General features: G+C 56.4%; 9 protein-coding genes. All 9 read right to left on the reverse strand.

The window, feature by feature from the left end; genetic code table 11:
* Positions 1-40 precede the first annotated feature (40 nt).
* The gene (locus tag HGI30_RS14060) at positions 41-5,470 is read right to left on the reverse strand and encodes an IPT/TIG domain-containing protein (RefSeq protein ID WP_168908132.1); all 5,430 of its coding nucleotides are present in this window, start codon (positions 5,468-5,470) and stop codon (positions 41-43) included.
* Positions 5,471-5,902: 432 nt separating this feature from the next.
* On the reverse strand, positions 5,903-6,841 hold the full coding sequence (rbsK, locus tag HGI30_RS14065; RefSeq protein WP_168908133.1) for a ribokinase: 939 nt from the start codon (positions 6,839-6,841) through the stop codon (positions 5,903-5,905).
* A complete protein-coding gene (locus tag HGI30_RS14070) occupies positions 6,838-8,964 on the reverse strand; it encodes an ADP-ribosylglycohydrolase family protein (protein WP_168908134.1) in 2,127 nt (708 codons plus the stop codon). Before HGI30_RS14070 ends, rbsK begins: the two co-directional genes overlap by 4 nt.
* The gene (locus HGI30_RS14075) at positions 8,961-10,145 is read right to left on the reverse strand and encodes an ADP-ribosylglycohydrolase family protein (RefSeq protein ID WP_168908135.1); all 1,185 of its coding nucleotides are present in this window, start codon (positions 10,143-10,145) and stop codon (positions 8,961-8,963) included. The genes HGI30_RS14070 and HGI30_RS14075 overlap by 4 nt, the downstream gene beginning before the upstream one ends.
* Positions 10,146-10,157: 12 nt before the next feature.
* A complete protein-coding gene (locus HGI30_RS14080) occupies positions 10,158-11,651 on the reverse strand; it encodes an extracellular solute-binding protein (protein WP_168908136.1) in 1,494 nt (497 codons plus the stop codon).
* Between the two features lie 76 nt (positions 11,652-11,727).
* The gene (locus tag HGI30_RS14085) at positions 11,728-12,600 is read right to left on the reverse strand and encodes a carbohydrate ABC transporter permease (RefSeq protein ID WP_168908137.1); all 873 of its coding nucleotides are present in this window, start codon (positions 12,598-12,600) and stop codon (positions 11,728-11,730) included.
* Positions 12,601-12,615: 15 nt separating this feature from the next.
* Complete coding sequence (locus HGI30_RS14090) at positions 12,616-13,509, reverse strand: ABC transporter permease (protein WP_168908138.1); 894 nt, start codon at positions 13,507-13,509, stop codon at positions 12,616-12,618.
* A 3-nt stretch (positions 13,510-13,512) separates the two neighbouring features.
* Complete coding sequence (locus HGI30_RS14095; protein ID WP_168908139.1) at positions 13,513-13,839, reverse strand: DUF4387 domain-containing protein; 327 nt, start codon at positions 13,837-13,839, stop codon at positions 13,513-13,515.
* Positions 13,836-15,203, reverse strand: a complete 1,368-nt coding sequence (locus HGI30_RS14100; protein WP_168908140.1) for an acyclic terpene utilization AtuA family protein — start codon at positions 15,201-15,203, stop codon at positions 13,836-13,838. Before HGI30_RS14100 ends, HGI30_RS14095 begins: the two co-directional genes overlap by 4 nt.
* Positions 15,204-15,264: the final 61 nt, after the last annotated feature.

Genomic DNA, 15,264 nt, shown 5'->3' on the forward strand with positions numbered 1-15,264 from the left:
AGGCACTACCTTTAAGAGGTAGTCCCTAATTCTTTATAATTTAAACATACGTATAAGATGAAATAAATACTACCTCTTGACCATCTGGATTCACAACCCTAATATCAACCTTCATAGCAGAATTTGACCTCGGAGCAGTAACTGTGATTGCATTTGCATTTAAGCCCACTACAGTCGCTTGGATATTGCCAAAGTAAACTTTAGCTCCAGCAAGGAAGTTTGCTCCATTCAGATTAAAGCTGTTACCACCAGCGACAGGACCGGATGTTGTTGTAATGCTGGTAAGGACCGGCCTTGGACTGGCTCCAGGGAATGAGTAAGTATATGCATTTACATAGACATACTCTTGCCCATCCGGATTAACAATTCGAACATCGACGTTTCCAGAATCTTGGGCTGCTGGAGCCATTACTCTGATGTATGCAGAATGGAATTCAACGATAGTGGCTTCCTTCGCTCCAAAATAAATTTTTGCGCCTTCCTTATGATTCGTTGCATAAACATGTACCGAATTGTTTCCTGAAATTGAACCGCTTGTAGCTCCTAAATAAGTAATATGTGGTCTGCTTAATTGAGGCAACGGCAAGTATTTGTACGCCAGAGGCAAAATAGCTTCTTGTCCACTAGCATTAATTACTCTTACATCTACCGAGCCTTCCAAGTTGGCAGGTACACTAACAGTAATTCTATTCCCGTGATTATAGTCCGTTACCTGGGCTAATTTTGTGCCAAAGTAAACCTTAAAATTAAGACCAAAGTTAGATCCATACAGATGAACTCCATTTCCACCAGTAACATATCCACTAGTGGTTTCAATAGAAGTTAGTACTGGTTGTGTTGGCGTAGGAACATCAGTATACTGGTATGATTTTGTCAACACATATTCTTGACCGTCTGGATTCACAAGCCTAATATCGACAAAGCCTTTTTCATGAGGCGGAGTCACAACTGCAAATTCCGTTCCATACTGTATATCGACCGGGGTTACTTGAATATTATCGATGTAGACTTTGAATCCTTGAGTATTCAGGTGGCGAGTGTAAATTCGGAATGCTTCCCCTCCCGTAACATATCCTTGATTTTTACTAATAGACGTAATAACAGGACGTTCAGTTAAATTCGGTTTTAAATAGTTATATGCAACAGGCAAAACAAATTGAGAACCATCTGGATTAATAATCTTTACGTCAGCTTTCCCCGCAAAATCAACCTTAGGCACAGTTACTGTAATTTGATTTGCAGAATGGAACGTTACTACAGTCGCTTTTGTTCCACCAAAGAAAACTTCCGCTCCAGTTACAAATTTAGATCCATTCAAAGTCGTATTGACTCCGCCAACTATTGAACTTGAGACAACTGAAAGCGAGGAAATCGTTGGTTGGTTTTTTTGTTTATCTACATAACCAGTCGCATAGCTTACCACATTTGATTGAGGGGAGGATACTTGAGCTTTATCCCACGTCTTTATTCCAAAGTAGTAGACGCTGTTTTCCGTCAACCCTGAAACCTCGTACGTTTCTTTTGTCCCGGCAGAGTTAGCTAGTGATAAGTAGACGTGTTGTGCTACCGTCCAGTTAGCTTCTGTAATCGGTGACGTGCTGTATCGGATCTCATATTTTTTCTCTGGCTTGCCTGGACGTACATCGATTGGCGCAGTCCAACTAAGCTTAATGGTAGATGCCGTAGCTGATGATGGAATCAAATCCGTAATCTTATCAATCGGGCTGATTTCCTCGAACATCTCCACGAAGCCTAATCCTGTCGAAAGCGGATGACCGTTGTTCGCCGTTACACTGATAGCGTACTTGTCAAATGCTCTTGGCGAAGATACGTAAAAATCTTTCTTAGAACCTAGTACCCAGCCGACAACATCTCGGTAGCTTTGTACCGTTACCCAATTCGCTCCATCCCAGCCCATAAGCTCAAAATGCTGCGGATTAGCTTCCAGAACTTCGGTCGGATATAGAGCAAACTTCTTCACTTTTTTCAAGGAATCAAATTCATACCAAACTCGCTGCGGCTCGAGATCAGTAGGTACATAATTTGAGATCCAGCTGTTTCCTTTTTCAGCTCCTGGCTCAAATGCTCGCCAGCCATCATAGTAAGAATTGACGCTGGTCGCTCCTGCTCTTCCAGAAGGAAATGCTACGCTCGTCATGGATGGAATAATAGAGCTGGAATACCGGGTCTCTCCATCCGATTGGTTAGGCAATGTTGAAGCATTTACAACATTGGAGAGCGAGGAGATATTCCCCGAATCATCCATCATTTTAATCGCAACGTAATAAAGCGTCCTTGTCTCTAATCCAATCAAATTAAAGGTTTGCAAAGTACCTGCAGGACCAGGGAACGGCTCACCAACAGCTTCGATGGCCAAATTCCAATTGGCTTCCGTTATAGGCGATTTGCTATAACGCACATCATAGAATTTGGCGGTTTTAATCGTTCCATCATCGCCAGGAGCCGACCAATTCAGTTGAATGCTCGTGTCTGTCGGCTGTTTAGGTATTAAGTTAGTGATGGAATAGATCTGATTTTTGATCTCAAACATCTCTACATACCCGATTCCTGCTGATTCAGAAGTTCCTACTGTCGCCGATATGCTGATGGCGTACTTTGAATAAGCGTTTAATGGTCCGTCTAGAGTAAACTCTTTTTTCGTTCCGACAACCCAACCTTTTAGTCCTGTAAAGGTTTTAATCGTGATCCAGTCCTCTCCGTTCCAGCCTTGAAGGGAGAAGTCTTTAGGGTTGGCATTTAGCTGCTCCGTCGGATAAAGAGCGATTTTGGCGACTTTTTTTGTATCTGTAAATTCATACCAAACCTTTTGCGGTTCTTCACTTGTCGGTGCATAGGCAGACAACCAGCTGTTGCCGCTCTGCGCAGAAGGCTCAAAAGCTCGCCAAGCACTGTAGTAACTTTTCACGCTTGTTGCATCCGCTTTGCCGCTAGGCAATGTCATGCTTGACATAACCGGGATGATGTTTGCCGTATAGCGAGTCAAGCCAGGATCCACAGGAACAGGGTTGGTGGAGCCAGTAGCGACATTAGACAGCAACGAAACATTTCCAGAATCATCATGTGTTTTCATTGCGAAATAATACATGGTGTCAGGCTCAAGTCCAGAAAGCACAAAAGACTCTTTTGTTCCTGCCGCATTCGGGAATGGCTCCCCTATTCCTGGCGATGAATCATCCCAGTTGCTTTCTGTAATCGGATTTTCACTGTAACGAACGTCATAATATTTCGCTGTTTTGATTGTTCCATCATCAGCGGGTGCTGTCCAACTGAGCTTAATCGAGGATTCCGAAGGTACAGAAGGCGTTAAGTCCCCGACGGTCTGGATCGCTTGCTTGAGCTCATACATTTCAATGTAGCCTATCCCGGTCTGACTCGTATTTCCATTTGTCTTTGTTATTGCAACAGCATACTTGGTGTAGGGTCTTGGAACGCTGACCGAAAACTCTTTTTTCGTCCCCAATACCCATCCCGTTACATTTGTAAAGCTTTGAACCGTTACCCACTTCACTCCATCCCAGCCTTGAAGGTCAAAATCACGAGGATTGGAAGTAAGCTCTTCTGTAGGATAAAGGGCAAACTTCGCTACTTTCTTTGTGGAGCTGAACTCGTACCAGACTCGCTGAGGTTCCGCTTCAGATGGTGCATACGCCGAAATCCAGCTGTTTCCGGATTGAACTTGCGGCTCAAACGCTTTCCAAGCAGCGTAATAAGTTTTCACACTCGTTGCATCTGCTTTACCGGATGGCAGCGTCATTGAAGTCATGGCGGGGATAACAGTTGACGTATACCGTTTAAGTCCAGGATCCTCTTTTAACGGTTCGGTTGATCCCGAAACAATATTGGAAATGGCTGATATGTTGCCGGATTCATCAAATGTTTTCGCAGCAAAATAATAAAATTTATTGGGCTGCAAACCTTCTACGACAAAGCTTTCCTGACTTCCCGCAGCAGCTAGGAAAGGTTCTCCGATAGCTTGAGCCGCACTCTGCCAGGTTGCTTCGGAAATCGGAGAAGTACTGTATCGAACATCATAAAACTTTTGCGTTTTAATCGTTCCATCATCGGCAGGAGTAGTCCACTTCAGTTTCATGGAGGTCGAACCTGGTTCTAGAGGAGTCAACGTCGTGATCGCGTTCAAAGCATTTTTTATTTCAAACATTTCAATGTATCCGATGCCGACGTAACTTGCGCTTCCGGCCGTAGCGGTAACATTAATTCCGTATTTAGAAAAGCTTTTTGGGAGTCCGTCAATGTTAAATTCTTTTTTTGAGCCGACGACCCAGTCGCTAACTCCAGAATAACTTTGAATGGTAATCCATTGGCTTCCATCCCATCCTTGAAGCTCAAAGTTCTTCGGACTTGAATCAATTGTTTCAGTTGGGTATATAGCGAATTTGGCTATTTTCTTGGCATCATTAAATTCATACCAGATCCGCTGAGGCTCAGCTATTGTAGGTCCATATTTAGACAACCAGCTGTTTCCGAGCTGAAGTTGAGGCTCGAATGCTTTCCAAGCGGCATAATAATCGCGCACGCTGGAAGCATCTGCTTTGCCAGCAGGTAGGGTCGCCCCCGTCATGAGTGGAATGACGGTCTCCGTATAGCGATTAACAAGAGGAGCGCTTTCAATGGTTGAAGCCTTGACAACATTGGAGAGTTTGGAACTGTTGTTGGCTTCATCATAGGCTTTAAGGCCAAAATAATAGGTTGTATTCGGAGTCAATTCTCGAACGCTATGAGTGTCCTGTATTCCCGAAGAGGATGGTATAGGTTCATCGGAGGTTTGGATGGCTTCGTTCCAATTGGCTTCGGTAATAACGGAAGTACTGTAGCGGATATCGTAAAACGCTGCTTTTCCCGCCATATCGTCATCACCAGGAGCTGTCCAGTTCAAACTGACAGCTGTTGTGGACGCTGAGCTCACCATCAGGTTTCCGACTTGAGAAGGAGGCACGACATCTGAAGGGGTTAAAACTGAACCGCTCCCCTGAGTTCCTCCAAATCGAATGGGATGGAGCCCATTAATCGTATCTACCCACCCAGAAGCCATAATGGAGCCTTTTGTAACAACAAGTTTACCTGAATAGATTCGGTCTTTACAGTTATTTAAATAACCTCCAAAAGACATGTGGTAGGTTTCAGTTGCACCAGGACTCATTGTAAATGGGACGCCCGGTGTAATTGTCGAATTCAGGCCGTCTACGCTTGTTCCTTGAATGCTTAAAAGACTGCCATCTGCCTTATAGAGAAGAAGCGTAGCCATGGATTGACTATCCCAGGCATTCGTAAATGTAAGCGATAAATCAATAAAGCTCGCCTTGCTGCAATAAGTATTGGAAGGTATTTGAAAGGTATTCGAAACGGTCGATGCTTGAATGGAACTCTGGTGAATGACGAGCAAATTCGCCATAATACATATGGAAATAAAGAGCTTTAATACGGTTCTCATATTCTGTCCTCCGTCATTTGGTTTAAAAGCAAATTAGCCCCGGCTCCCCCATTCCATCACAAAATTTACTGAAGAAATATTAATGCAGCGAAAAATCTACTGAACTTCATAAATATTCCTTCTTTTCGCGCCCAAGAAATTATACAGCATCATTATTCGATTCGCGCTTTTTTTTACAATTCGTTCATAATGACCAAGCTTTTTGTCGATATCAAAAAAAATATAATTCGTTAAACAAATACGGCATGCATATATATATTCCATTGTTAAATCACATAAATTTATTGAAATCTAAACCAAAGCAAAAACCCATACTCGTTTCTTGCGAGGCTTAAATCCATGAAGCTATTTATGTTGTGCAACCGTTTCTATCGCAATAAAAAAGCCAGCTCGCTGCAGAATGCAGCAAGCTGGCTTTTGGTTTGAAATTGATCATTCGCGCCCTGCCAAAAACGCCTCGATCTCGTCCCGGGACGGAATCGAGCCTTGCGCTCCCGACCGCGTGACGGCGATCGCCGCCGCTGCGGCGGCGAACCTCAGCGCCGACTCGGTATCCGTGCCGGCGGCGGAAGCGGCGGCGAACGCGCCGATGAACGTGTCCCCGGCGGCGGTCGTATCGACCGCCTCCACCGCGCAGGCCGGCACGCACAAGCGCAGGCCGGACGCATCCGCGCAGAAGCAGCCCTGCTCGCCGAGCGTGACGACGACGCGGCGAGCGCCGCGCGCCAGCAGCTCGTCAGCGGCGGCCCGGGCCGACTCCACACCGGACACCGGCAAGCCGCTGACGGCAGCCGCCTCCGTCTCGTTGACGATGAGCGTATCGAGCAGCGGCAGCAGCTCGGCCGGAACGTCGCGCGCCGGAGCCGGGTTCAGCCAGACGCGGACGCCCGCCTCGCTGGCCGCGCGGAGGAGCGCTTCGTTCGTCGCCCACGGGATTTCGTTCTGGAGCAGCACGGCATAGACGCCGCTCCAGTCCGCCTCGGCGAGCGCGTCTTCGGCCGACAGCCGGCCGTTCGCGCCTTCCGACAGGACGATATGGTTCTCTCCGGAGTCGCTCACCGTGATGATGGCGAGTCCCGACGTTCCGTCCTTGGTCAGCACCGACTGCACGCCGACGCCGGCGTCCTCCAGCGAGGCGACCAGCGCGTCGCCGAACGGATCGCTGCCGACCGCGCCGAGCATGGAGCAGGCGGCGCCGGCCCGCGCGGCGGCCGCGGCCTGATTGGCGCCTTTGCCGCCGGGATGATACGACGTGCCGCGTCCGGCCAGCGTCTCGCCCGGCACGGGAAAGCAGCCGACGCGGCTGACGATGTCCATGTTGATGCTGCCGGCGACAAGAATCCGGCCTCCGCCGGTAGCAGGCCGGCTCATGGCCGACCCTTGGCCGCTCCGGCGCGCACCGCTACGTGCCGGATCTCGCTCGCTCCGCCCTCCAGGCAGCCGAAGCCGAACATGCCGTGGCCGAACGAATCGTCCCGGCACTCCAGCACCGTCTGGCCATCGATCTGGAGCGCGAACGCATCGCCCTCGGCGATCAGCCGCATCCGATACTCGCGGCCGGGCTCCCACGCGTAAGCAGCCGTGATGAGCCGGGTCGCGCCGAAGTCCTGCTTGATGAACGAGACCGAGCCCGGACCGTCGAAGCCGGCCAGATACTGCCGCATGACGCCCTGAGCCCGGACGGCCAGCAGATGGCTCGTTCCTTCCAGCGGCCGTACGAACGCCTCGACTGCGACATCGCGTTCGTAGTAGTTGCCGGAGAGCGAGAGCGCATCCGACTCGGCCCGGTACGCCAAGGCATCTCCCTCCAGCTCCCAGCGGCCGCGATGATGCGCGAACGGCGTAACCGAGCCGAACTCCTTGGCCTGCTTGGCGAAGTCGATCGTGTAGGCCGCCGCTCCGGACACGCGGAACGACCCGAGGTACAGGCTGCCGATTGCCCGGTCCGTCAGCGGCGACGGGGACTCCAGCTTCCAGCCGATCTCGTCGATGAGCGCGCCGTCCGTGTCCGGAAGGACGAACGACAGCTCGTTCCACTCGCCGTTCTCCGGCGAGCACGGCTCCAGCAGCAGCTCCTCCTTCGTCGCCGAGTTGCGCGCATAAGGCGTAAGGACGATCGGCTCGCCTTCCCATTGATCGACATAAACGGAGGCGGACACCGTCTGCCCGCTGACGGCCAGCGGAGCGAACGTCGGCTTGTATTTCTCGTCGTTGAACTCCTCGCGGCGATAGAACGGCTTCCAATAGATGTTGCTGCTGTCTCCGGCCACAAGGCGATCGAAGACGACCTCGAGCGAGCCTCCCCCAGGCTGCAGAGCCCGGCGCGCGGAGTGGCGGACGACCGGCGTCTTGAACGGCTGGCTCGTGCGGAAGCCGTGCGTCGAGCCCGGCAGGCTGAAGTCGAACTCCACCTCGCCCGGCTTGAAGCTGTCGGCCAGTCCGGCCGGAGCCTCCTCCCCGTTCACGCGGTAGCCGAGCAGCGCGAGCTCCTTGGCGAACGTCGGGAAGTCGACGAGATTGAGGTAGCCCGACACGCTGGAGGCGACGATGAAGTCGTTGATCGGAGCGCGGTAATGCGCCGGGATGCCCTTCAGGCCGGCGAACACGCCGAGAATGGAGCCGACGTTGCCGGCGTTGCAGTCCGTGTCCCAGCCGCACATCGAGGCGATCTCCACCGTGCGCGCGAAGTCGCCGCCGCCGTAAAGCAGCGCCAGCGCGCAGACGCCGGCATTGGGGATGATATGGCAGACCCCGCCGTACTTGTCGTAGCCCCACTCGTCCTCCAGCAGCTGGCGGCAAGCCGCCCAGTCGTCCGGATGGTCGCGGTGGAACGTACGGACGGCGTTCACGACGGCGGCATACGTCGAGCTGTCCGGAATCTGGCGCAGGCCCTCGGAGACGATCTCCTCGATCGAGGAGGCCTCGAACGCCGCCGCGATGCAAGCGGCCATGAAACGGGCGCCATGCAGGCCGTTGCCGTCATGCGAGACGCTGGCGGCCTTCTCCGCCCAGTCGGCCGCTTTTTCCGGATCGCCGGGAAAGAGCAGGCCCCAGGAATCGATGAAGATCTGGCCGCCGATCTGCTCGGCCATCTCCAGCCCGTTCGTCTCGATGGAGCCGGACGCCGGCGCGGGGATGCCGTTGCGCAGGTTGACGTACGCCCGATGCTCGGTGCTGATGTCATCGCCGCCCCACCAGAACATCCCGACGCCTTCCCTCGCGTAATTGAGCCATGCCCGGCCGACGTCCTCGGCCGTCAGCTCGCGCCCGTTGGCATCGTCGTACAACGCCCGGATGAAGAATACCGGGCCGTTGGCGTCGTCGTCCGCCGCGAACGTGCGATAGGGCTTGACGTAGTCGCGGATATCGCCGTAGACGTCCCGGATGCGCTCGTACGTCCAGGCGACCGGCTCGATCGGCGCGCCGAGGCGGATGCCGACGTTCATCCCGATGAAGCTGGCATAGACCGTCTCCACATAGCGGTTCGGAATCATCGCTTCGCCTCCTCTTCCAGACAGCCGATGCCGGCGAGCATCTCCCGCCGGACCTGCGCCTCCTGCATATCCTGCCGGATGATGCGCTCGGCCGTCTCGGCGAACCGGTCGGCGATAGCGAGCAGGTCGAGCCGGTTGACCCGGTCGAGCTGCTCGATGTCGGCCGCTTCGATGACCTCCGCGCCGTGCATCGCGCCGAGGATGACGCCGGCCATGACGCCGATGGAGTCGGTATCCCGTCCTGAATTGATGCCGTCGCGGATCGTACGGTAATAGTCGCCGTCATTCAGCACGGCGTAGGCGAGGGCAAGCGGCAGCTCCTCGATCGAGCGCAGGCGGCTCGGCGTATAGTGGTCGCTCGGCACGCCGACCTTGTCGATATGCCGGCTGACGTCGTCGCCCATCGGCGAGTACTTGGCCAGGATGCGGTGGAACACGGCGACGACGGCATCGCGATCGTCCCGCTGCGCGCGCAGGCTGCGGGCCGCGGCCGTCAGCTCCTCGATCGCCGCTCTCGTGCCGTCCTTGGCTACCGACAGCGCCGTGTCGACGACGGCGTCCACCGTCGCTCCCGGCTCGAACGCCTTGGCGACGCAGGCGGCCAGCACGCCGGCCGCTTCCAGCCCGTAGCTGCTCTGATGCCCCGAGGCGAACCGGATCGCCTCGTCGTAAGCGCCCTTCGGGTTGCCGGCGTTGACGATGCCGATCGGGGCGATGTACATCGCCGCCCCGCAGTTCACCATGTTGCCGAGGCCGCCCTCGCGCGGCTCGCAGTTGGCCAGCACATGGCGCAGGAAGATCTGCTTTTCCGGGTAGAACAAGCGGTCCATGATGAACGCCTCGCGGTCCATCTCCGGCACGAACGTCTTGCGGAACGCGATCTCCTTGACGAACTCCCGGCCCATGTCATAGGCGTCGAGATGCCGCTCCTCGGCCTGATACGTCCGGATGAGCGCGATCGTCATCAGCGTATCGTCGGTGACGATGCCGTCGCCGCGCACCCGGCCGAGCCGGACGTCCTCCGGCAGATCCATCTTGTGCCATCGGGTCATCAACGACTCGACCCGGCCGTATCGGGCCTTGATCTCTCCGTACGTCAGCTTCTCGACCGGGGCTCCCATAGCGTCTCCGAGAGCGGTCGAGACGACCGCTCCCCTGACCCGGCTGCGAAATGAAGTCATGGCTGCCACTCCTTACTGGATGGTTTCGTTCGCATATGCGGTGATGTCGGCTCCGCCGGCGGCGTTCCAGGCGTCGACGAACGCGCCGAACTCGCTCAAATCCTTCTTACCGGTAATGAAGTCCGTCGAATATTCCTTGTACAGGTTGTTCATCGCATCCCAGTTGGCGACGAACTGCTCGGGAATGATAAAGGAATTGTCCTCGGTGTAGAACGTCGAAGCCAGCTCCAGCGACTTCGCTCCCGGCTCGCCGAGCAGCGGCGTCTGCAGCGGAATCTCCGACTTGATCTCGACCGGCTCCCAGAAGCGCGCGTACCAGTTGTTGTAATAGTTGTCGTTCAGCTCGATCTTGCCGTCGACGACCGCATAGTTCTCGCCCTCGTAGCCGAGGCGGTCCAGCATCTGCCCTTTCGGGCTCGCCAGGTAGTCGAACACTTGGAACGCCGCTTCTTTGTTCGCGGACTGCGAGGAGATCGCCAGGCCGCGGGATTCCTTGGTCACGTCCGTCGCGCCGAAGCCTTGGCTGACGCCCTTGGCCGGCGGCAGCACGACGAGCTTGGCGCTCTCGCCGCCGAGCTCCTGCATGCGGCCGTTGTACAGGTCGATGATCTTGCCCGCCGTACCGGTGATGACGCCTGCCTCGCCCTTGTAGAAGGCGTCCTCCTTCGTATCCCACTGCTTGGTGATGAACTGCGGATCGAGCAATCCTTCCTTGTAGAGCTTGTTGTAGAACGCCAGCTTCTCCTTCTCGCCTTCGGAGATCCGGGAGTACTCGAACGTGCCGTCGTCCTTCTTGATCCACGTCTGGTCGAGGCCGAACGCCGCGTTGAAGATCGTGTTGATCTCCGCGATGTCGCCTGCCGCCGTCAGCGCGTAGGAGGGCTTGCCCGAACCCGGCTTCTTCTCGGCCAGCTCCTTGAAGAAGGCGTAGTAGTTGTCTACGCTCGGATCCGCCGTCAGCGCCTTGGAGCTGTCCATCGCCTCGAACCAATCGGCCCGCACGACCGGCACCTTCGGCGCAAGCGGCTTGATCCACAGCAGGTACGGATAGCTGGCCATGCGCGTCTGGTTATGCGGCTCCAGGATCGTCTTCAGATGCTCGGATTTCTCGATATAAGGAGTCAGGTCCTCGAGCAGGCCTTGCTCCGCCATCTGCTGGTCCCCGCCCTGGAAGTAGATGATGTCCGGAATCGTGCCGCCGAGCAGCAGCAGGTTCAGGTTCTCCGCATAGCTGCCCTGCGCCAGGTCGACCAGCTCGAACTTGACGTCCAGCCCTTCGTCCTTGGCAAGCGCTTTCTCAAGTTCTTGGAAAAATTTGACGGATGCGGCGTTCGACGTTCCTTCGTCTTTGTATACGATCTTGAGCGTGACCGGCTGGCCGCTGCCGCCGCCGGGATCGGCCCCGGCTCCGCCTGCGTTGGCGGCGGGATTGCCGGCATTGGATGAGCAGGCGGTTACGGTTACGGCCAATGCGGCCGTGAATGCGATCGTGGTCCATTTTTTCATGTGCGTGATCTCCCCTTATGGATGATGGCGTGCAGTCATGAAGCGGCCCGGTGCGGGCGGCCGGAGCGCTCCGGCCTTAATCCTTCACGCCCCCTTCCAAAGCTCCCTTGGCGTAATACTTCAAAATGAACGGATAGAGCACGAGCAGCGGCACGATCGCGATGATGATGGTGCCCGCCTGCAGCGAAGCGAAGTCGAACGGAATCGAGCTGTCGAACAGGTTCTGGCTGCCGATCAGCGACGTGTTGTCCTTGCGCACGACGAACTGCCTCAGCACGACCTGCAGCGGCCACTTGGACGGCTCCGAGATGTAGAGCGTGGCGCGGAAGTACTCGTTCCAGTGGTAGACGCCGTAGAACAGGCCGAGCGTCGCCAGCCCCGGCTTGGACAGCGGCATCAAGATCCGCGTGTACATCCGGAAATGCCCCGCCCCGTCGATCCGCGCCGCCTCCAGGATTTCCTCCGGAATGTCCTGGAAAAAGCGCATCAGGATGAACAGGTAGTAGACGTTGACGGCCTTGTACAGGATCAGCGACGTCAGCGTGTTCATGAGGCCGATGTCCTTGACCAGCAGGTACTCGGGAATCATGCCCGGCTCGAACACCATGATGACGATGAGGAAGAACAGCACCGCCTTCTTGCCGATGAACTCGTTGCGGGCGAGCACGTAGGCCGCCATCGAGGTGAGCGCCAGATTGAGCGCCGTGCCGGCGACGGTGATCCAGACCGAGTTGAGGATGCCGCCGGTGATGAGAGGATTGGAGAAGAGCAGCTCGTAGTTGAGCGTGGAGAAGCCTTTCGGAATCAGGTCGAGGCCGCTCATCAGATAGGCCTTGCCCGGCGCCGTGAAGGATAGGGCAAGCAGGTTGAGCAGCGGCACGAGCACCGTCAAGGTGAAGGCGAACAGCAGCAGATAAATGGCGATTTTGGATCCTTCCAGTCGTCTCACGTGGTTCCCCCTCCTTTACCAGACGCCTTTGCCCGAGACGCGCTTCGAGATGAAGTGCGTGCCCAGAATGAGGACGATGCCGATGGCGCCTTTGAACAGGCTGGCCGCCGTCGCGTAGGCGAACTGGCCGCTGCCGATGCCGATCCGGTACACGTACGTATCCAGAATGTCCACGACGCTGATGACCGATGCGTTCATGAAGTTGAACACCTGGTCGAAGCCGGCGTTCATGAAAAAGCCGAGATTGAGGATGAAGACGGTTACAACCGTGCTGTAGAGATGGGGCAGCGTGATGAACCGCATCTGCTGCAGCCGCGTCGCCCCGTCGATCTTGGCCGCCTCGTACAGGCCGGGGCTGATCTTCATGATCGCGGCGAGATAGATGATGGAATCCCATCCTGCGCTGCGCCAGATCTCGGACAGGACGAGCACCCAGCGGATATGCTCCTTGCTCGTCATGTAGTCGATCGACGGCAGCTGGAAGAAGCCGGCGATCTGGTTGACGCCTCCCGTGGCCGGATCCAGCAGGCTGATCCAGACGCCCGCGATGACGACCCAGGACAGGAAATGCGGCAGATACAGTACGGACTGCACGTACTTCCGGTACCGAGAGCTGCGGACCTCGTTGATGAAGAGCGACAGCACGATCGGGATCGGAAAGACGAAGACGATCTTCATGACGCTGATGATGATCGTGTTCTGCAGCACGCTCGCGAAAGCGGGGGAGCTGAACAGCGTCTCGAAATGCTTCAGGCCGACCCAGACATGATCGCCGAGGATGCGGTAGTCCTGGAAGGCGAGCTTCATGCCGTAGAGCGGAATGAGATGAAAGACGAAGAAGTAGAGCAAAGGCAGGGCGAGCATGGCGTAAAGCACCCAGTCCTGCCGCAGCCGCTTCATGGCCCTCATGGCCTACACCTCCTGATGGCTGTCGATCTCAAGGCGCATGAGCGGGGCATGCTGCTGGGCGCCGTAGACGTCCCGATCGCCGGCGCTGCCGGAGGAGACGTCCCGGGCCATCGTGACCTTGAATCCGAGCGCCGGATCGAAAAAGACGAAATGATGGATCTGCTCCTCCGAGATTCCGTACGCCTCGCTGACGGTTTTCGGCGTGACAGCCCCGGAGCGCTTCACCCGCTCGTAGCTTTCCCTGGAGTCGAACAGGACGTCCAGCGTAATTTCGAACGGTCCTGAATTTTTGCTGCGCAGCACCTTGGCCAGATCGCCCAGCTTGGTCATCGCTTCATCCCTCCTCTTCGATGCTCGATCGCGAACGCGTCCGGAGACGATTCCATCAGATGGTACACGGAGAACGCGTAGACCGGCCCGAACTCGATGTCGCTCGGCGCGAACGGGAACGCCAGGTTGCCGGCGGTCGACTTGCGTCCCTCGTAGCCGTAGTGAAGGAAGGTCGATCGCACCGTAGCGCAGATGCTGCTGGCCAGCTCCTGGGTGCGGGCGACGACCTCGAACAGGACGCCGACCTCATGCCCGCGGAACGGCTCCGGCTCCTGGCCGCCCAGCACGCCGTTCATGCCGTAGTTGTAGAAGCGGATCGCATAGTCGGACTCCGGCACGTCCCGGTAGTACTCCCTGGCTTGCGCCCGCACCAGCTCCTCGACCTCCTCCAGCTTGCCGAGCAGGATCGGATCGCGGATGCCGGCGACGACGAACGTCCGATAGGCGGTCTGCATGGCTCCTTCCAGCTTGATGGCGTAGGTGTCGGACGGGATGAAGCGGCTGCCGCTGACGCGGACGACGCCCGGCTCCGCCTGCTCGAAGCGGCAGTGCTCCAGATCCAGCGTGAATCCCGGCCCATGCAGAAGATAAGGATGCTCCTTCTCGTAGAAGGTGTGGGCGGCGACGCTCGTCTCGCTGCACTGCCGCTGCGGATTGAGCGATTCCACCGTGAAGCTGCCGTCGCTGATCGTTCCCAGGATGCTGTCCTTGGTCGTGCCGGGCTCGGCGCACAACGCGCCGCATTCGAGAATCTTGCCCAGATGGTACGACAGCCCCGGGTCCTTGCCCTGGTGGATGCCGACGGCGGCGAACGGCGACGGGTCGTACGCCCGGCCGCAGACGATGATGTCCGCCCCCGATTCGAGCGCCGCGACGATCGGCTCATGGCCCATCTGGGCGACGATGCTGCGCGTGCCGGCGACGGCCTCCTCCGTCAGCGGAGGGATGTTCGAGCTGAGCGGAGAGGTCCGTCCCTCTCTGCGGGCGCGCTCGATCTCCTCCGGCTCGAAGTCCGCCCAGATGACCGCGAGCTTGGCCTGCTTGCCCATCTCCTGCAGCAGCTCGTCGATGATCTCGAGCGTCCAGTCGACGTGCTTCCTCGCGCCGGAGCCTCCGGCCGATCCGATCACGACCGGGATGCCCGCCTCCAGCCCGGCCGGAATCATCAGCCCGAGATCCTTCTTGACCGCCCGCTTGCTGACGATCGATACGCCGGCGCCCAGCTTATGCGGGCCGCCGTCCGTCGATCCGGCGTCGACGACGATCGCATGAGGCCGCCGTTCCATGCCGCTGCGGAACGACTCTTCCGGGAATCCGTATCCCAGCATTCCGCATGGGGACAGGATTCGAATATCTGTGCTCATTGCGTTCACTCCCTCATGGTGCGGATCGCGGCCGATGGAAATGAACCGCTTCCATATCTTG

The organism is Paenibacillus albicereus, from assembly GCF_012676905.1.
Lineage (GTDB): Bacteria > Bacillota > Bacilli > Paenibacillales > Paenibacillaceae > Paenibacillus_O > Paenibacillus_O albicereus.